At 71.6% G+C, this 16,904-nt stretch carries 15 protein-coding genes; 8 read left to right on the forward strand and 7 right to left on the reverse strand.

Annotated elements, in window-relative coordinates; translation table 11 throughout:
• Window positions 1–22 precede the first annotated feature (22 nt).
• On the forward strand, window positions 23–538 hold the full coding sequence (locus JOD64_RS00410) for an NUDIX domain-containing protein (RefSeq protein WP_204940321.1): 516 nt from the start codon (window positions 23–25) through the stop codon (window positions 536–538).
• 198 nt (window positions 539–736) lie between these two features.
• Here JOD64_RS00410 and JOD64_RS00415 read toward each other — a convergent pair whose 3' ends face one another.
• The 3 genes from JOD64_RS00415 to JOD64_RS00425 form a co-directional block, all read right to left on the reverse strand.
• The gene (locus JOD64_RS00415) at window positions 737–2,680 is read right to left on the reverse strand and encodes an ABC transporter ATP-binding protein (RefSeq protein WP_204945826.1); all 1,944 of its coding nucleotides are present in this window, start codon (window positions 2,678–2,680) and stop codon (window positions 737–739) included.
• 77 nt (window positions 2,681–2,757) lie between these two features.
• Window positions 2,758–4,215, reverse strand: a complete 1,458-nt coding sequence (locus JOD64_RS00420; RefSeq protein WP_204940322.1) for an ATP-binding protein — start codon at window positions 4,213–4,215, stop codon at window positions 2,758–2,760.
• Between the two features lie 114 nt (window positions 4,216–4,329).
• Window positions 4,330–5,988 carry an NAD(P)/FAD-dependent oxidoreductase gene (locus tag JOD64_RS00425; RefSeq protein WP_204940323.1) on the reverse strand — a complete coding sequence of 553 codons (1,659 nt, stop codon included), beginning with the start codon at window positions 5,986–5,988 and terminating at the stop codon, window positions 4,330–4,332.
• Between the two features lie 151 nt (window positions 5,989–6,139).
• Between JOD64_RS00425 and JOD64_RS00430 the strand changes: the two genes are divergently transcribed.
• From JOD64_RS00430 to JOD64_RS00455, 6 genes are all read left to right on the forward strand, one after another.
• Window positions 6,140–8,371 (forward strand): hypothetical protein, encoded by a 2,232-nt coding sequence (locus JOD64_RS00430; protein ID WP_204940324.1) that lies wholly within the window; start codon window positions 6,140–6,142, stop codon window positions 8,369–8,371.
• 25 nt (window positions 8,372–8,396) lie between these two features.
• Entirely contained in the window at window positions 8,397–8,888 is a 492-nt protein-coding gene (smpB, locus tag JOD64_RS00435) for an SsrA-binding protein SmpB (RefSeq protein WP_204940325.1), read from the forward strand.
• Window positions 8,889–9,085: 197 nt separating this feature from the next.
• Complete coding sequence (locus JOD64_RS00440; RefSeq protein WP_204940326.1) at window positions 9,086–9,508, forward strand: TOBE domain-containing protein; 423 nt, start codon at window positions 9,086–9,088, stop codon at window positions 9,506–9,508.
• 11 nt (window positions 9,509–9,519) lie between these two features.
• Window positions 9,520–10,293 (forward strand): molybdate ABC transporter substrate-binding protein, encoded by a 774-nt coding sequence (gene modA / locus JOD64_RS00445; protein WP_204945827.1) that lies wholly within the window; start codon window positions 9,520–9,522, stop codon window positions 10,291–10,293.
• Entirely contained in the window at window positions 10,290–11,105 is an 816-nt protein-coding gene (locus JOD64_RS00450; protein ID WP_204940327.1) for an ABC transporter permease, read from the forward strand. Before modA ends, JOD64_RS00450 begins: the two co-directional genes overlap by 4 nt.
• Window positions 11,102–12,169, forward strand: a complete 1,068-nt coding sequence (locus JOD64_RS00455; protein ID WP_204940328.1) for an ABC transporter ATP-binding protein — start codon at window positions 11,102–11,104, stop codon at window positions 12,167–12,169. Before JOD64_RS00450 ends, JOD64_RS00455 begins: the two co-directional genes overlap by 4 nt.
• A gap of 2 nt (window positions 12,170–12,171) precedes the next feature.
• Here JOD64_RS00455 and JOD64_RS00460 read toward each other — a convergent pair whose 3' ends face one another.
• From JOD64_RS00460 to JOD64_RS00470, 3 genes are all read right to left on the reverse strand, one after another.
• Window positions 12,172–12,585, reverse strand: coding sequence for a type II toxin-antitoxin system Phd/YefM family antitoxin (locus JOD64_RS00460; RefSeq protein WP_204940329.1), 414 nt, complete (start codon window positions 12,583–12,585; stop codon window positions 12,172–12,174).
• 42 nt (window positions 12,586–12,627) lie between these two features.
• Entirely contained in the window at window positions 12,628–13,188 is a 561-nt protein-coding gene (locus JOD64_RS00465; protein WP_204940330.1) for a GNAT family N-acetyltransferase, read from the reverse strand.
• A 107-nt stretch (window positions 13,189–13,295) separates the two neighbouring features.
• Entirely contained in the window at window positions 13,296–14,522 is a 1,227-nt protein-coding gene (locus JOD64_RS00470; RefSeq protein ID WP_239559306.1) for a hypothetical protein, read from the reverse strand.
• Between the two features lie 175 nt (window positions 14,523–14,697).
• Between JOD64_RS00470 and JOD64_RS00475 the strand changes: the two genes are divergently transcribed.
• Window positions 14,698–16,257 (forward strand): NAD(P)/FAD-dependent oxidoreductase, encoded by a 1,560-nt coding sequence (locus JOD64_RS00475; RefSeq protein ID WP_204940331.1) that lies wholly within the window; start codon window positions 14,698–14,700, stop codon window positions 16,255–16,257.
• A 49-nt stretch (window positions 16,258–16,306) separates the two neighbouring features.
• Here the strand turns inward: JOD64_RS00475 and JOD64_RS00480 are convergent, their stop codons facing one another.
• Window positions 16,307–16,843 carry a TetR/AcrR family transcriptional regulator gene (locus JOD64_RS00480; protein WP_204940332.1) on the reverse strand — a complete coding sequence of 179 codons (537 nt, stop codon included), beginning with the start codon at window positions 16,841–16,843 and terminating at the stop codon, window positions 16,307–16,309.
• Window positions 16,844–16,904: the final 61 nt, after the last annotated feature.

Genomic DNA, 16,904 nt, shown 5'->3' on the forward strand with positions numbered 1-16,904 from the left:
GCGCGGGGTAGCGTGCTGCGGCATGACAGGCTCGCCGTACTCGCACTGCTCCTTCTGCGGCGCCGCCTACCCGGCGGCCGCCGGGTGGCCGCGGGTCTGCGCGGTCTGCGGCGATACCGTCTGGCGCAACCCCCTGCCCGTCGCGGTCGCGGTGCTGCCGGTACGCACCGCCGAGGGCCTGGGCGTGGTGGTGGTCCGCCGGGACATCGAGCCGGCCCGCGGCCTGCTCGCGCTGCCCGGCGGCTTCATCGAGTACGGCGAGGAGTGGTCCGACGCCCTCGTCCGTGAGCTGCGGGAGGAGACCGGGCTGATCGCGGCAGCCGAGGACGCCCAACTCTTCGCGGTACACAGCGCTCCCGCCGGCGGCACGATGATGATCTTCGGGGTGCTGCCCGAACGGGCGGCCGAGGACCTGCCATCGTCTGCGCCGACCGATGAGGCAAGCGAGTGGCTGGTGCTCACCGACCCGGTCGAGCTGGCGTTCTCCACCCACACCCAGGTCCTGGCCGACTTCCTGACCCCCAACCACCTCGCCTGACCCCGCGCCGCCCCGAACACCCCCGACCGCGCAAGATCGTGCTCGATCCTGCAAGTAGTGGCCTCGTCGGCTCTTGATGCCACTACAACCAGGATCGAGCAGGATCTTGCGCGGGGCGGACGGCACGCGAGGACGGCGCGGGGGAACAAGCGGGCGGAGGGTGGGCAAGGGCGGGTGAGGCTGCTGTGCGAGCGCGCCTCAGCGGGGCAGGGCGTCGTCGGCCCTCGTCAGGTAGCCGCTGGCCTGAAGGTCGAACAGCTCGCGGTAGAGGCCGTTCGCGGCCATCAGCTCGTCGTGGCGGCCCTGTTGGACGAGTCGACCCCGTTCCATGACGAAGATCCGGTCGGCGTGCCGGACGTTGGCCAGCCGGTGGGTGATCAGGACGACCGCCCGGTCGGGGCGACGGCGCAGGTGCTGGAACAGGGCGTGTTCGGCGCGCGCGTCCAGGGCTGCGGAGGGTTCGTCGCAGATCAGCAGGGCGGCGTCCCGGTAGAGGCCGCGAGCGGCGACGAGTCGCTGCCACTGGCCGCCGGACAGTTCGTGGCCGTCCTTGAACTCCCGGTCGAGCAGGGTGTCGTAGCCGTGCGGCAGGCCGACGATCATGTCGTGCGCGGCGGCTGCGGCGGCCGCCTCCTGGACGCTGGGGCCGGATCGCTCCGGCGGGCGGTCGTGCCGCCCGACGCGGATGTTCTGCCCGGCGGTGAAGGGGAACTTCCACCACTCCTGGGTCATCACGGCCACCTGGGCGCCGAGGGTGCGCGGGTCCAACTCGGCGGCGTCGACGCCGTCCCAGCGGATCACCCCGCCGGTCGGCTGGTAGAGCCCCGCGATCAGTTTGGCCAGGGTGGTCTTGCCGGAGCCGTTCTCGCCGACCAGTGCGATCACCTCGCCCCGGCGGACGCTCAGGCTGACCCGGTCCACTGCCGGCGTGTCGGTGTCCGGGTAACTCAGGCTCACGTCGGTCAGCTCGATCACGTCGACACCGTCGGCGATCCGGTCGCCGCCGGTCGGCACCCGGGCGTGGGCGCGGGCCAGGAAGTCCTGGTAGTCCTGGTAGTAGAGCGCGTCCTCGTACAGCGAGTTGGTGGCGATGACCGCCACGCCCAGGCTGGTCCGCGCGGACTGCAACGCGAGCAGGGCGGTGGCCGCGGCGGCGAGGGCGACCATCCCGTTGAGCAACAGGCCGCCGAGGACCGCGTACACCCCGAAGGTGGCCAGCCCCGCCACCGTCGCGCCGACGACCCGAGTGCCGGTCTGTGAGCGGACCAGCCGCAACTGGGCCCGGGTCTCGACGGCCATCACCCCGCGATACTCGGCGAGCAGGAAGTCGCGCATCTGGTACGCGCGCACCTCGGCGGCGGTGCGCCGGTTGGCCATCAGGTGGGCCAGCATCCACATCCGGCGTCGCCGGGTGATCCGGGCCAGCATCGCCAGATACTCCCGGCGCGCCATCCGCACCGCCGTGATCGCCTGGGGCACGGCGGCGAGTAGCAGGCAGGGCAGCAGCAGCGGTTGGATGACGGTCACCGCCACGGCGGTGGCGAGCATCCCGACCACGCCGGTGACCAGGTTGACGGTGTGGTCGACGATGTACGCGGCTTCGGCCATCCCACGGTCACGCGCACGGTCCATCTCCTCGGCGAAGCCGGCGTCGTCGAACGCGGCCAGATCCACTGCCGTGGTGGCCTCGAACAGCCGCAGCTCCACCTGATAGTTGATCTGTGGGGTCAGCCGGGCCTGGGCCCAGCCGGCCGCGATCGCCAAGCCACCGCGCGCCGACACCGCAGCCGCGGCCACGATCAGCGCCGGCAGAGCCGATCGGACCCGGTCCGGGGTGGGGCCGGCGGCGAACAGCTCGCGCAGCACGCTGGTCGTGGCGAGCAGGCCGAACGTGGTCATCACCCCGGCGGCGATGTTCAGGCCGATCGAGACGAGCGTGTCCCGACGGTTGGTGGCCCAGGCCAGCCCGACCGCCTCCCGGACCAGCCGGGGCAGCCGGCGGGCCACCGCCCAGAAGCTCGTGTGCGCAAACTCCTGCGCGTGGTGCAACCAGTCGCGGTCCTCCAGCTCCGGCAGCATGGTGCCAGCCGGCGGGTCATCGGGCTGGTCGTCGTCCTCGGCAGCGGTGCGCTGGCGGGCCATCGACTCCACGGACCCTCCTCGGGGGGCGGGGATCACAGACGCCGCCCGAGACTACTGCCCGCGACTGCCCGATGTCTTTAGGTAATCGGCGCGTCGCTCGGCATGTCCGGTGCGCCCTCCGTGATCGGCAGCAGCACCCGGAACGTGGTCCGCCCAGGTTCGGTCTCCACCCGGATGTCGCCGTGGTGCTTGTGCACCACGATCCGGTACGAGATGTCCAACCCCAGACCGGTACCCGTACCGACCGGCTTGGTGGTGAAGAAGGGCTCGAAGATGCGCGGCCGCACCTCCGGCGGGATACCGGGACCGCTGTCGGTGACCTCCACCGCCAGCAGGTCACCGCTGCGTCCGGTGCGGACGGTCAGCACCCCCTTCTCCCCCATCGCGCCCAACGCGTTGTCGATCAGGTTGGTCCACACCTGGTTCAGCTCGGCCGCGTACGCCGGAACCGGTGGGAGGCTGCGGTCGTACTCGCGGACCAGCTTGACCTCGGCGGGGATCTTCCCCTTGAACATCACCAGCGTGGCGTCGAGCAGGTCGTGCACGTCCACCACCCGGTGCGGTGCGCGGTCCAGCTGCGAGTACTGCTTGGCGGCGTCGACGAGACCGGAGATCCGGGTGACCGCGTCGCCGATCTCGCGCATCAGCAACTCGGTGTCGACCGTGTAGGTGAGCCAGCGGACCGCCGCTTCCAGGTCCGCGGCACCAACCGCCGCCTTCACCTGCGCCAACCAGGCCGCGTCGAGCCCGCCACCCACCAGGATCGGCGCCAGGTCCCAGGCACCGCTGACCCCGTGCTCCTCCAGCCAGTCGGTGAGGATGTCCTCGGCGTCGGCGGTGGCCATCGGGGTCAACTTCGGCGCGGTGGCGACCCGGGCCACCGCTTCCTCCTGCAACGCGACGAGGCCGTGCAGGGCCGTACCGTCGAGCCGACCGTCGGCGACCATGGCCAGTTTGTGTCGCATCCCGGCGACGCGGTCGCGCAGCACCGAGGTGGCCCGCACCGCCGCCGCGGCCGGATTGTTCAGCTCGTGGGTCAGACCCGCCGAGAGCGAGCCCAGGGCCAACAGCCGTTCCCGTTCGCCGACGACGGTCTGTGAATTTCGCATACCGAAGAACAGCCCCTCCAGCAGGTGCATGGGCATCGGGAACCAGGTCCGCAGGGCGTGCGCGAAGTCCTCCGCCGGCAACACGAAGAAGTCCGCGTCGGTCACCGCCCGCAGACTGTTGCGGTAGGTCTGGTCGACCTGGTCGCCCAGGTACGCCTGGACAGCACCGCCGTACACCCCGCGCTGATCGGTCCGGCTGACCTCGACGTCATCGCCACGCACCTGCCGGCTCAACGCCACCGCACCGCGCATCAACACGAAGAAGCAGGTGGCGGGCTCGCCCTCGGCGTACACCAGGGTGCCGCCCGCGCGTTGCTCGACGCGCCCACGTTCGGCCAGCCAGGCGAGCTGCCCGTCGTCGAGGGACTCGAACAGGAACAGGGTGCGCAACTGCGCCGGCGTCAACCGATCAGACTCGGTGCTCACTGGGACTCCTTAGTTCGCGACTGCGGGGCTCGCAAAACCGGCTCACTCCTCGCGCTCACTGGGACTCCTTCGTTCGCGACTGCGGGGCTCGCAAAACCGGCTCACTCCTCGCGCTCACTGGGCCTCCAGGTAGCGGTGCACCAGCGACACCGCCATCGCACCCTCGCCGACAGCCGAGGCGACCCGCTTGACCGACTCGGCCCGCACGTCCCCGGCGGCGAACACCCCCGGCACGCTGGTCTCCAGGTGGTACGGGTCGCGCGACAGCGACCAGCCGGCCGGCCGCCGCCCCCCGGCGAGCAGATCCGGGCCGGTGACGATGAAGCCGCGCCCGTCGCGGACCAGCACCCCGTCCAGCCAGTCGGTCCGGGGCTCCGCGCCGATGAAGATGAACAACCAGGAAGTGTCGATCGAGCGGGCCTCCCCGGTGCGGGTGTCGCAGAGGGTGAGCCGTTGCAGGTGATCCTCCCCCGCCGCGCCGACGACGGCCGTGTGCGGGTGCACGGTGATCTTGTCGATCCGTTCCAACTGGTCGATCAGGTAACGCGACATCGAGGCGGTCAGGTCCGCACCGCGGATCAGCAGGTGCACCCTCGACGCGTACCGGGAGAAGTGCACCGCGGCCTGGCCGGCGGAGTTGGCCCCGCCGACGATGTAGACGTCCTGCTCGACGCAGCTCGGCGCTTCGGTCGCGGCGGCGCCGTAGAACACCCCCCGGCCGGTGAAGTCGGCAAGGCCGGGGGCGTCGAGCACCCGGTACGACACCCCGGTGGCCAGCACCACGGTGTGCGCCGCGATTTCGGTGCCGTCGCCGAAGCGCAGCAGCCGGGCACCGCCGGCCTCACTCAGACCCACCACCTCCCGGGCGCTGAGCAGCTCGGCGCCGAACTTGACCGCCTGCCGCCGGGCCCGATCGGTCAACTGTGCGCCGGAAACGCCGTCCGGGAAGCCCAGGTAGTTCTCGATGCGGCTGCTCTGCCCCGCCTGCCCGCCGGTCGCCCGTCGCTCGACGAGCACGGTGCGCAGCCCTTCCGACGCGCCGTACACCGCCGAGCCGAGGCCGGCCGGGCCACCGCCGATCACCACCAGGTCATAGAAGTCGGACGCGGGCACCACGGTCAGCCCGGCGAGCGCGGCCAACTCGGTCTCGGTCGGGGCGATCAACGCTTTACCCTCGGCCGTCACCACCAGCGGCACGTCCGCCTCGGTGGCCCCGGCCGCGTCGAGCAGGCGGATGCCCTCCGGGTCGTCGGACAACATCCAGCGGTACGGCACGAGGTTGCGGGCCAGGAAGTCGCGGACCTTGAACGACGGCGCCGACCAGCGGTGCCCGACGACCCGGATCTCGGCGCTCGCCGCGTCCGGGGTGACAGCCCACGCCTCCAGCAGTCCGTCGACCACCGGATACAGCTTCTCCTCCGGCGGATGCCAGGGCTTGAGCAGGTAGTGGTCCAGGTCGACCACGTTGATGGCCTCGATCGCGGCGTCGGTGTCCGCGTACGCGGTGAGCAGCACCCGGCGGGCGGCCGGGAAGATGTCCATGGCCGCCTCGAGGAACTCGACACCGGTCATCTCCGGCATCCGGTGGTCGGCCAGCAGCAGCGCCACCTGTTCGCCACGCAGTTTGACCTCCCGCAGCGCGTCCAGCGCCTCGGGTCCGGAGGAGGCCCGCAGGACCCGGTAGCGGTCGCCGTAGCGGCGCCGGATGTCCCGGGCAACCGCCCTGGACACCACGGGGTCGTCGTCGACGCTGAGGATCACCGGGTTCGCCATGGCGCCATGAAATCACCTGCTGCGGGCGGACCGCACCATCGCCTGGGCTCCGATGCACGGTTGACCGGGTTGGGGATGGGTAAGCCGGGGAGCCGTGCGGGTGGCCGTACATCGACCACCGCCCGGCTGCCACGCACACCTCGGGGGGCCCATGGCGGACGTGTCGCCGACCGAAAAGCCGACGTCGGGCGGGATCGTGGAGTTGCGGGTGCACGGCGTCTCCGGGTCGGGCGCGGACCAGGTGTTGAACCGACCGTACGTGCACCAGGTCGCCGGGGACCGCAGCGGAGGGTTCTACCGACCGCGTCCCGGCTATCCGGACTCGACCGGGACCGGCGGGGTGACCTTGGAGGCGTACCGCTGGAGCGACCTACCGTCCGGCACGGCCGTGCGGACGCTGTCGCTGGTGTTCCTGCTGCCGTTCATGCTCTGCAACGTGGCGCTCTGGATGCATCCGGCGATCCACGGTTGGAAGAACGTGGTCGTCGCGTTGTGCCGGGTGCTCGCACTCACCCTCACCATGCTCTACGTGCTCTCCATCGTCGGGGTGGCGGTGGATCTGATCGCCTGGCGTTGCATGGGCACACCGTCGTGTATGACCGACCGGAGTTGGCTGTCCTGGCTCGGCGGCCGCCCGACCGGGCTGCGCCTGGGTGTGCTGGCGCTGATGCCGGTCGCCGCGATCGGGCTCGTCTGGTGGTTGAGCACCCGTCTCAGTCACTCGTTCGACGCGTTCCACACCCGCGATCCGGCACCGTCGAAGCACCGGTTGAGCGCGGTCGGCCAGTGGGACGGCGCACCGCTGGTCGGTCGGCTGCGCTCGGTGCACGTCGCGGCCGCCTTCGCCACGCTGGACGGCAGCCTGTTGGCCGCGCGGGCCAGCCAGCACCGCTCCGTGGCGATGGTGGTGCTGCTGACGGCCACCGGGGCGGTGCTGCTCACCTGCCTGGTCCTGCTCATCGCGGTGCGGAGCATCGACCGGACCGACCCGGCGCCGGGCATGGACGCCTTCTTCCGCGGGCTGCGGACGATCGCCTGCGGCGTGACGATCCTGGTGATCGTGCACATCGTCATCAGCCCGGCGCCGTGGTCGAACAGCCGCTCGTTGCCCGGGTACGGCGCAATCGTGGCCTGGCTGTTCGTCAGCCAGACGGTGCTGGTGGTGATCCTCGCGGCCGTGGTGATCTGGCGGCGGGGCGGCGGGCGTCCCGCGCCGCTGCGTGCGTTGGGCGCACCGGTCCTGGTCACGATCGCCGCCGGGCTCGCGGTGGCGTTCTCCGCCGAGTTGGTCTACCGGACCGCAGACCTGTTGGACGGTGGCGGCACGACCGCGGACGGGCTCGTGACCAGCCCGCCCCTGGCGTACAAATGGGCGATCTTCGGGTTTTTCCTGGCGGTGTTGAGCGCGTTGCTGGCGGCCGGAGTGGTCACGGTGCTGACCCGGCGCAGTCGGTGGCGGGCCGCGCGGGCGATCGTCGCGGCGGACTTTCCGCACGCGCCGCCCGAGGCGGCCGAACGGCTGCGCCAGGTCGAGCAGACGGTTGCCCGGGCACGGTTCACCGAATGGCTGGAGCCGCTCACCGTGGTCTACGCCGGGCTGGCCGCGTTCGGACTGGCGACCAGCGCGCTCGGGCTGTTCCAGATCTTTCCCGGTGACGTGTTGCAGCAGTACGTCGGTCTCCCCGAGGGCTTCGTCAACTTCTTCATCGGAACGGGCAGCTACGTGATCGCCGCGCTCATACTCGGGCTGGTGATCGGCGGCATCTTCGCGTACCGGACGGCGGGATTTCGCCGGTACGTGGGCGTTCTGTGGGATCTGGGCACCTTCTGGCCCCGCGCGGCGCACCCCTTCGCCCCGCCCTGCTACGCCGAGCGGGCCGTGCCGGAGTTGGCCAAGCGGATCTCCTACCTGGTGGAGCAGGGTCAGGGTGTGCTGCTGACCGGGCACAGCCACGGCTCGGTGCTGCTCGCCGCCACGGTGCTGCAACTGCCGCCCCGGATCACCGACCGGGTCGCCCTGCTGACCCACGGGTCACCGCTGCGCCGGTTGTACTCGCGGCTGTTTCCCGCATCCGTCAACGTGTCGGCACTTGAGGAGATCGGCGAGCGGGTCGGCTGGCGCTGGGTGAACCTGTGGCGTGACACCGACCCGATCGGCGGTTGGATCTTCGCCCCGCACCGGGCCGGGGGCAGCGAGACGCCGGCCGGGCCGGCGGCGGTGGACCGGCGGTTGACCGACCCGCTGGACGTGGTGCCGCCACCCAGCGACAGCGTTCCCCCGCCGATCCTGGCGCACTGGCCGTCGGAGTCAGAGAAGGCGTTCGCGGACGCGGCGCGGGATCTGATCGCGCGGCTTCACCCCGGCCGCCCCGGGACGGGCTGATCCGCCGGCCGGATATCGTCGCCGGGTGAGCCCGTCGAAGCAGCCCGAACGCCGGTTGATCGCCTCGAACAAGAAGGCCCGGCACGAGTACACCGTGCTGCGCACCTACGAGGCGGGCATCGTGCTGGTCGGCACCGAGGTGAAGTCGCTGCGCGAGGGGCGGGCCTCGCTGGTCGACGCGTTCGCGCACGAGCGCGACGGCGAGATCGTGCTGTACGGCCTGCACATTTCCGAGTACGCCTACGGCACGTGGACCAACCACGCTCCCCGCCGCAACCGCAAGCTGTTGCTGCACCGGGCCGAGATCGACCGGATCCTGGACAAGGTCCGCGAGGGCGGTGTGACCCTGGTCCCACTGTCGATGTACTTCGAGAACGGCTTCGCCAAGGTCGAACTGGCCCTGGCGAAGGGCAAGCGCTCCTACGACAAGCGCCAGACGCTGGCCGAGCGGGACGCCAACCGGGAGATCGCCCGCGAGCTGGGTCGGCACCTCAAGGGCCATCCTCGCCAGCCCTGAACACCGTCAAGGTCATGCTCGAACCAGGATGTAGTGGCCTCATCGATGCATCGACACCACTACATCCTGGTTCGAGCGCGATCATGCGGGACGGCAAGCGTGGCGGTGCAACTGCTGGCACTTGTGGCCGCTTTCCTACGCGGGTGCTGCCCATTTCAGGCTTTCGCCCTGGCAAGTGCGGGCGTTAAGGTGAGCGGGTGACGAGGTTCCGGATCGGGGAGGCGGCCGACCTGCTCGGCGTCAGTGTCGACACGGTTCGCCGCTGGGTGGACGCCGGGCGTCTGACCGCCCAGCGCGACGAGCACGGCCACCGGGTGATCGACGGCGTCGATCTGGCCGCCTTCGCCCGCGCCCAGGCCGCCGACCCGGACGCGGGCGCCGAGTTCTCCTCGGCCCGCAACCGGCTGCGCGGCATCGTCGTCGACGTTCGCAAGGACACGGTGATGGCCCAGGTCGACATCCAGGCCGGCCCGTTCCGGGTCGTGTCGCTGATGAGCCGGGAGGCGGTCGACGAGCTCGACCTGCGGGTCGGGTCGGTGGCGGTCGCGGTGATCAAATCAACCACGGTGGTGGTGGAACGGGCCGCTCCCACGGCGGCGCGGGGACGGGCCGGCGGATGAGCACGCGGACGATGCGCACGGTGGTGGCCGTGCTGGTGGCCGCGCTGACGGTCACTGGCTGCGGCGCGGGCGTCAACCGGGCATCCGGTGGTGCCGCGGACGGCCGGGTCACCGGCGCGGTGACGGTGTTCGCGGCCGCCTCGCTGACCGAGTCGTTCACCCGGATCGGCAAGGACTTCGAGGCCGCCAACCCGGGCAGCGCCGTGACCCTCAACTTCGCCGGCAGCTCCGCCCTCGCCAACCAGATCAATCAGGGTGCGCCGGCCGATGTGTTCGCCTCGGCCGCCCCGGCGAACATGACCACGGTCACCGAGGCCGGCAATGCCGACGGCGCACCGAGCATCTTCGCCCGCAATCAGTTGGTGATCGCGGTGCCCCGGGGCAACCCGCGTCAGGTGACCGGCCTGGCCGACCTGACCAGGCCCGGTGTGAAGGTGGCGCTCTGCGCCAACCAGGTGCCGTGTGGCGCGGCGGCCCGCACCGCCCTGGACGCGGCCGGCGTCGCGCTGACACCTGTCACTCTGGAGCGGGACGTCAGGGGCGCGCTCGCCAAGGTGAAGCTCGGCGAGGTCGACGCGGCCCTGGTCTACCGCACGGACGCGCGGGCGGCGCACGCCGACGTGACCGGCGTGGAGTTTCCCGAGTCGGCGCGAGCGGTCAACGACTACCCGATCCTCGCGTTGAAGGACGCGCCGAATCCGACCGGCGCCCGGGCCTTCGTCGCGTACGTCCGCTCGGCGCCGGCGCAGGCGGTCCTCGCCGAGGCCGGCTTCCAGGCTCCATGACTCAGGTCCTCGACCACGCCACGCCCCGACGGCGGGGGCGGGTGCCGGCGGCCCTGCTGATCCCCGCCGGCCTCGGGCTGCTCTTCCTCGTCCTGCCGCTGGCCGGGCTGGTGATCCGGGCACCGTGGACGACCCTGCCGCAACGGCTCACCGAGCCGGGCGCGCTGACCGCTCTGCGGCTGTCGGTGCAGACCGCGACCCTGGCCACCGTGCTCTGCCTGCTGCTCGGGGTGCCGCTCGCCTGGGTGCTCGCCCGGGTCGAGTTCCCCGGCCGCCGGCTGGTACGCGCGCTGGTCACCGTGCCACTGGTGCTGCCGCCGGTGGTCGGCGGGGTGGCGTTGCTGCTGGTCTTCGGCCGGCGAGGACTGCTCGGCGGTTGGCTCGACGCCACGTTCGGCATCACCCTGCCCTTCACGACCGCGGGTGTCGTGTTGGCCGAGTCGTTCGTCGCCATGCCGTTCCTGGTCATCGCCGTGGAGGGTGCGTTACGCGCCGCCGACCACCGTTACGAGGAGGCCGCCGCGACGCTGGGCGCGAGCCGGTGGACCACCTTCACCCATGTCACGCTGCCGCTGGTGGCGCCCGGGCTGGCCGCCGGGGCGGTGCTCTGCTGGGCGCGGGCGCTCGGCGAGTTCGGTGCCACCATCACCTTCGCCGGCAACTATCCCGGCCGGACGCAGACCATGCCGCTCGCCGTCTACCTGGCGCTGGAGACCGACCTGGAGTCCGCGATCGTGCTCAGCCTGGTGCTGCTCGTCGTGTCGGTGGGCATCCTGGTGGCGTTGCGGGACCGCTGGATGACCAGCCCATGAGCGCTGCACTGCTCGACGCCCGGCTCGTCGTCGACCGGGGCGCCTTCCGGCTCGACGTGCCGCTGCGGGTCGCGCCCGGCGAGGTGGTCGCGGTGCTCGGCCCGAACGGCGCCGGCAAGACCACCGCGTTGCGCGCGCTGGCCGGGCTGCATCCGCTCACCGACGGGCACGTCACCCTCGACGGCGTCGACCTGGACCGCCCGGCGACGCGGGGCTGGGTGCCGACCGAACGCCGGTCGATCGGCGTGGTCTTCCAGGACTACCTCCTCTTTCCGCACCTCAGCGCACTGGACAACGTGGCCTTCGGGCCGCGCCGGCACGGCATCGACCGGCGGGCCTCCCGTGCCACGGCCCGGGACTGGCTCGGCCGGGTGGGGCTTGACGCGCAGGCGCACCGTCGCCCCCGACAGCTCTCCGGCGGCCAGGCGCAGCGGGTGGCGCTGGCCCGCGCGCTGGCCGTCGCACCGGCACTGCTGCTGCTGGACGAGCCGCTGTCCGCGCTGGACGCCCGCACCCGGTTGGACACTCGCGCGGAGCTGCATCGCCACCTGTCCGCCCACCCGGGCGCGACGGTGCTGGTCACCCACGACCCGCTGGACGCGCTGGCGCTGGCCGACCGGCTCGTCATCGTCGAGGGTGGCCGGGTGGTGCAGGAGGGCGACGGGCCGAGCGTCACCGCCCGCCCGCGCACCGATTACGTCGCCCGGCTGGTCGGGCTGAACCTCTACCGTGGTCGGGCCGAAGGGCACGGGGTGAGAGTCGCGCCGGAGCTGACCCTCACGGTCGCCGACCGGCTGGACGGCGAAGCCTTCGTGGCGTTCCGCCCGGCGGCGGTGGCCCTGCACCCGACCCGACCGGAGGGCAGCCCACGCAACACCTGGGCGGGCACCGTGGCAGGTGTGCAGCGGCACGGCGACAACGTACGGGTGCAGCTCGACGGGCCGATCGGGGTGGCCGCCGACGTCACGCCCTCCGCCGCGGCCCAGCTGCGGTTGATCCAGGGCCAACGGGTCTGGGTGGCGGTGAAGGCGGCGGAGACGCACGCCTACCCGGCAACCGGCTGACGTCAGCCGGCGAGCAGGTCGTTGTGCGCGGCGCGCAGCCGGGCCAGCGTCGGGTCACTGCCCGGGACGACCCGGCGATCCAGCTCGGCCCACGCCTCGGCCAGCGCCGCACGGATCGCGCCGAGCTCGGCGGTGTGCCGTTGACTGCTGCGCCGGTGCTGCTCGTCGAGGCGCCGTGCCCAGCCGGCGGTGACCGTGGCGAGCCGGTCGGCGTCGGCGCGGGCCTGCGCGCCGCTGCGAGCGGCCGTGGCGGGGACGATGGCGGCGACCGGACGGGGATCGCCGTCGCGAGTGACGACGGTGACCGCGTCGGTCAGCTCGGCCAGCGCGACGAGCTGACTGAACCGGGTGCGCGCCTCACGCAGCGGCACGGAACGCGGCGGGTCGGGGTGCGGGGTGAGCGCGGGGACGGCCATGGATGCATGGTGCCGCCCGGGTATGACAACTATTCGCTGTCGTCAGTGGACGATGAGTGGCGCGGCCAACCACTCGTCGGCCAGCACCGACCAGACTTCGAGGTCGATGCGACCGTGCGGGCCTGGGCTGACCTGGCGGAGTGTGCCGTCGAGGCGCAGGCCGAGTCGATGGGCGAGGGCTTTGCTGCGGATGTTGTCGGCGTTGGTACGCCACTCCACCCGCTGGATGCCGCGCTCGCGGACGGCCCAGTCGACGATCCGGCGGACCGCTGGCGCGACCATGCCCCTCCCCTGCGCCTCCGGCTCCACCCAGCAGCCGACCTCGCAGACGCCCCGGGTCGCGTCGAGGGACACGAACATGACCCCGCCGACGAGGATGTCCCGCCACCACAGACCCCAGATGCCGCCGGTGTCGCTGGCCCAGCGGTCGGCGTACCGCTGCAACAGCGCGCGGGCCGACGGCAGGTCGGTGGCGACGAAGGCCGGCGACACCCAGGGCAGGATGTGCTCCCGCGCCCGGTTCAGGTGGTCGAGGAACTCCTCGGCCTGCCACGGGTTCAGCGGGCGCAGCTCGACTTCCTCGTTCAGCGGCAGGGCAAACACCGGGCCTCCACGTGACTGCGCTTCGGACAACGGGCAGCAGCCTCGCACAGGCCCCACGGTCGCACCCGCACCGGGCCACGCCAGGATCACCGGTGGGCGCGGCCCGATCAGATGATCATGTGGGTCCAGTAGCTGAGCCAGAGCACGAACAGCGCGCCCTGCACCACGGCGAGCGCCGCGGTCAGCCACACGTCGACACTGGCGTGGCGGGCCCAGCGGGCCAGCACCAGGGCCACCGGGAACGCGGCGAGCAGGTAGCGCAGCAGGCTCCGGTACACCGGCGGGCCCATCGACAGAGGCACCAGCACCATGAGTACGCCGTACACCAGGTAGGCCAGCTCCCGGCGGCGGAACCCGGCGACCAGCACGCCCAACACGGCCACGGCGAAGAGGACCCGACCGGCGTCGCGCGACTCCCCGGCCAGCCCGTTCAGCAGCACCGGCACCGGGTTCTGCACCCTGATGCCCCATCCGGTCTGCTGGGCGTGCTGATAGGCGAACCAGTCTCCGCCGCGCCACCGGCAGAACGCCATGAAGGTGAACCAGCCGGCGGGCAGCAGCAGCAACGGCCAGCCGATCCGCAGGTAGCCGAGCAGCGCGCGCGGGCCGAGCCGCCAGTCGTGCTGACGGAGCAGGACCAGGGCCAACGGCAGGGCGACGAGCAGGCCAACGGAACGACTCATCGCCAGGAAGTAACCGAGGACGCCGACCAGTAGCCACTGGCGTCGCTCGGCGTAGTAGAACGCGGCCAACGCGAGACAGACGAAGAGCGACTCGGTCAGCGCCGCCTGGAAGAGGAACGCGGTCGGCAGCAGCACCAGGTACCGGGTGAATCGGCGAGCCGCCTGCGCGTCGCCGAGCAGCAGCTCGGCCAGCCGGTAGCCGTACCAGAGCGCCAGCAGGAACGCGACGTTGCTGATCAAGAGCAGGGCCAGCGCGTTGTCGCCGCCGAGCAGCGCGCCGACCGGCCGGGCCAGGAACGGGTAGAGCAACGGGAAGCCGAAATCGTTCCACGGCCCGGTCAGGGGCAGCTCGCTCAGCCGCAGGTAGAGCAGCCCGTCCCAGGCGAACCAGAAGGAGATCCACCGATGCCCGGAGACCTCCCGCTGCTGCGTCCACATCAACGCGTCGTCCGCCGGTGGCGCCCCGGGAACGCCGTCCCAGGCGTGCAGGACCAGCAGCCCGAGCAGGGTGAGCAGCAGCTTCGCGCCGAGGAACAGGCCGATCACGTACGACCAGGGCGCCGGCAGCCGACGGGCCGCGCGCGCTCCGGCGCGGCCGGCCTCGGCCAATCGGACGGCCAGCGTCGCCGCGCCGCTCCGCCACCGGTGCATCCGCCCGCTCCCCCGATCCGCCGGCCCACCCGTCACACGGAGTGTCGTCCAACCCGTTGTACGCCGCCACACGCCACTCCGGAGCGGAATCAATCGTTGACCGAGGGTGACATTCGACGCAGAGCGGGTACGCAGGGCGCCTCAACCACGGTACGTGAGCAGGGGGCACTGCAGCATGAGCGAGCAGCACGGCACGGTGGTCATCGGCGCGGGGCCGGCGGGTCTCACCGCCGCGTACGAGCTGCTCCGGCACGGCAAGTCGGTCCGGGTCTTCGAGGCCGACGAGGTGGTCGGCGGGATCAGCCGGACCGTGGAACGCGACGGATGGCGGTTCGACATCGGCGGGCACCGGTTCTTCACGAAGGTGCCCCGGGTAGAGGCGTTCTGGCACGAGATTCTGCCGGACGAGGACTTCCTCACCCGACCCCGGATGAGCCGGATCTTCTACCGTGGCGCGTTGTTCAACTACCCGCTCAGCGCCGTGAACGCGCTGCGCAACCTGGGGCTGCCGGAGGCGGCCCGCTGCCTCGGCTCGTACGCCCGCGCCCGGCTGCGCCCACCCCAGGACCAGTCGCACTTCGAAGGCTGGGTGTCGGCCCGGTTCGGCTGGCGGTTGTATTCGATCTTCTTCAAGACGTACACCGAAAAGGTCTGGGGGATGCCGGCGGACCGGCTGCAGGCGGACTGGGCCGCGCAGCGGATCAAGAACCTGTCGCTGGCGAAGGCGATCCGCAACGCGCTGCTGCCCCGGCGTCGACGCACGGACGTGACCAGCCTGATCGAGCAGTTCCAGTACCCGAAGTACGGGCCGGGGATGATGTGGGAACGCTGCGCCGAGCAGGTGTGCCACCAGGGCGGACGGGTGTCGACCGGCACCTGGGTCACCGCGGTGCACCACGACCCGGCGCGACGGCGGGCGATCAGTGTGACGGTCAACGGCGCGGACGGGCAGCGTACCGAGCCCGCGGACCACGTGATCTCGTCGATGCCGATCTCGGAACTGGTGGCCGCGCTGCGTCCGGCGGCGCCGCCGGAGATCCTGGCCTGCGCCGCTGACCTGCGCTACCGCGACTTCCTGACGGTCGCGCTGGTGGTGCCGGCGGAGTTCTCGTTCCCCGACAACTGGATCTACGTGCACGACCCGGGGGTACGGGTGGGCCGCATCCAGAACTTCGGCTCCTGGTCGCCGTATCTCGTCAAGGACGGGCGCACCTGTCTCGGCCTGGAGTACTTCGTCTTCGCCGACGACGAGATGTGGCGTACCCCCGATGCCGACCTCGTGGCGTTGGGCACCGCGGAGCTGGAGCGGCTGGGGTTGGTCCGACCCGGCGTGGTGGAGGCCGGCTACGTCGTGCGGATGCCCAAGGCCTACCCGGTGTACGACGAGCGCTACCAGCACAACGTGGACGTCATCCGGGCGTGGCTGAGCGAGGCGGTGCCGAACGTGCACCCGGTGGGGCGCAACGGCATGCACCGCTACAACAACCAGGACCACTCGATGCTGACCGCGATGCTCACGGCCGAGAACATCGCCACCGGCAGTACGCACGACGTCTGGTCGGTCAACGTCGAGCAGGATTACCACGAGGAATCGTCGAGCAGCGACGGCCGACGGGGCACCGGCCGGGACGCGCCGGTGCTGCCCAGCCGGATCGTCGCGACGTCGATCGGTGCGCCCGAGGGTGTCGGCGCCGCGGGGAGCGGTGATCGGCCGACGCAGGTGCCGCTGGGCTGACGGCACCCGCCCGCTGGGTCGAACGCGGTGGGGGTTGAACTGCTGCCGTCTATTGCCCGCCGGTGCGCAGGCCGTCACGGACGATCGTGAGCATTCGGTCTCGGGCCGTCGGGGCGGCGCCGTCGCGCTCGCGGACCGCGCAGCCGACCAGGAACGCCTTCAGGTCGGCGGCGTCGACGTCGGGACGGACAGCTCCTGCGCGCTGAGCGGCGGTGAGCAGGTCGGCCAGCACGTGATTGAGGTCGTGGTCGCCCTTCGCTGCCGCGGCGGCGATGTCGAACCCGGTGCCGGCGAGCGCGTCGGCCAGTGCCCGGTTGTTCGCGCCCTCTTCTGCCATGCTGGCGAGGAAATCGAACAACGCCGTACCCGGGTCGCGGGTGGCCCGCAATGCCTCCGCGCGCACGATCAGCCGCTTGGCCACACTCTGCACGATCGCCTCGTAGAGCGATTCTTTCGTCGGGAAGTGTCGACTGACGGTGCCGGTGCCGACACCGGCGCGCCGGGCGATCTCGTGGATCGGCACCGACAGTCCGTCCGTGGCAAACGCGTCGATCGCGGCTTGCAGGACCTTGGCCCGGTTGCGCACGCCATCGGCGCGCGGCTTACGTCGCTCAACGATCTCGGACTCCTAAACGGGATAGACATCC

The organism is Micromonospora luteifusca (assembly GCF_016907275.1).
GTDB classification, from domain to species: domain Bacteria; phylum Actinomycetota; class Actinomycetes; order Mycobacteriales; family Micromonosporaceae; genus Micromonospora; species Micromonospora luteifusca.

Bases quoted from the DNA above. Each gene is read 5' to 3' on its own strand.
- JOD64_RS00425 (WP_204940323.1), bottom strand. From the start codon at position 5,988: ATGGCGAACCCGGTGATCCTCAGCGTCGACGACGACCCCGTGGTGTCC.
- modA (WP_204945827.1), top strand. From the start codon at position 9,520: ATGCGCACGGTGGTGGCCGTGCTGGTGGCCGCGCTGACGGTCACTGGC.
- JOD64_RS00415 (WP_204945826.1), bottom strand. From the start codon at position 2,680: ATGGCCCGCCAGCGCACCGCTGCCGAGGACGACGACCAGCCCGATGAC.
- JOD64_RS00470 (WP_239559306.1), bottom strand. From the start codon at position 14,522: ATGCACCGGTGGCGGAGCGGCGCGGCGACGCTGGCCGTCCGATTGGCC.
- JOD64_RS00410 (WP_204940321.1), top strand. From the start codon at position 23: ATGACAGGCTCGCCGTACTCGCACTGCTCCTTCTGCGGCGCCGCCTAC.
- JOD64_RS00455 (WP_204940328.1), top strand. From the start codon at position 11,102: ATGAGCGCTGCACTGCTCGACGCCCGGCTCGTCGTCGACCGGGGCGCC.
- JOD64_RS00460 (WP_204940329.1), bottom strand. From the start codon at position 12,585: ATGGCCGTCCCCGCGCTCACCCCGCACCCCGACCCGCCGCGTTCCGTG.
- JOD64_RS00475 (WP_204940331.1), top strand. From the start codon at position 14,698: ATGAGCGAGCAGCACGGCACGGTGGTCATCGGCGCGGGGCCGGCGGGT.
- JOD64_RS00430 (WP_204940324.1), top strand. From the start codon at position 6,140: ATGGCGGACGTGTCGCCGACCGAAAAGCCGACGTCGGGCGGGATCGTG.
- JOD64_RS00450 (WP_204940327.1), top strand. From the start codon at position 10,290: ATGACTCAGGTCCTCGACCACGCCACGCCCCGACGGCGGGGGCGGGTG.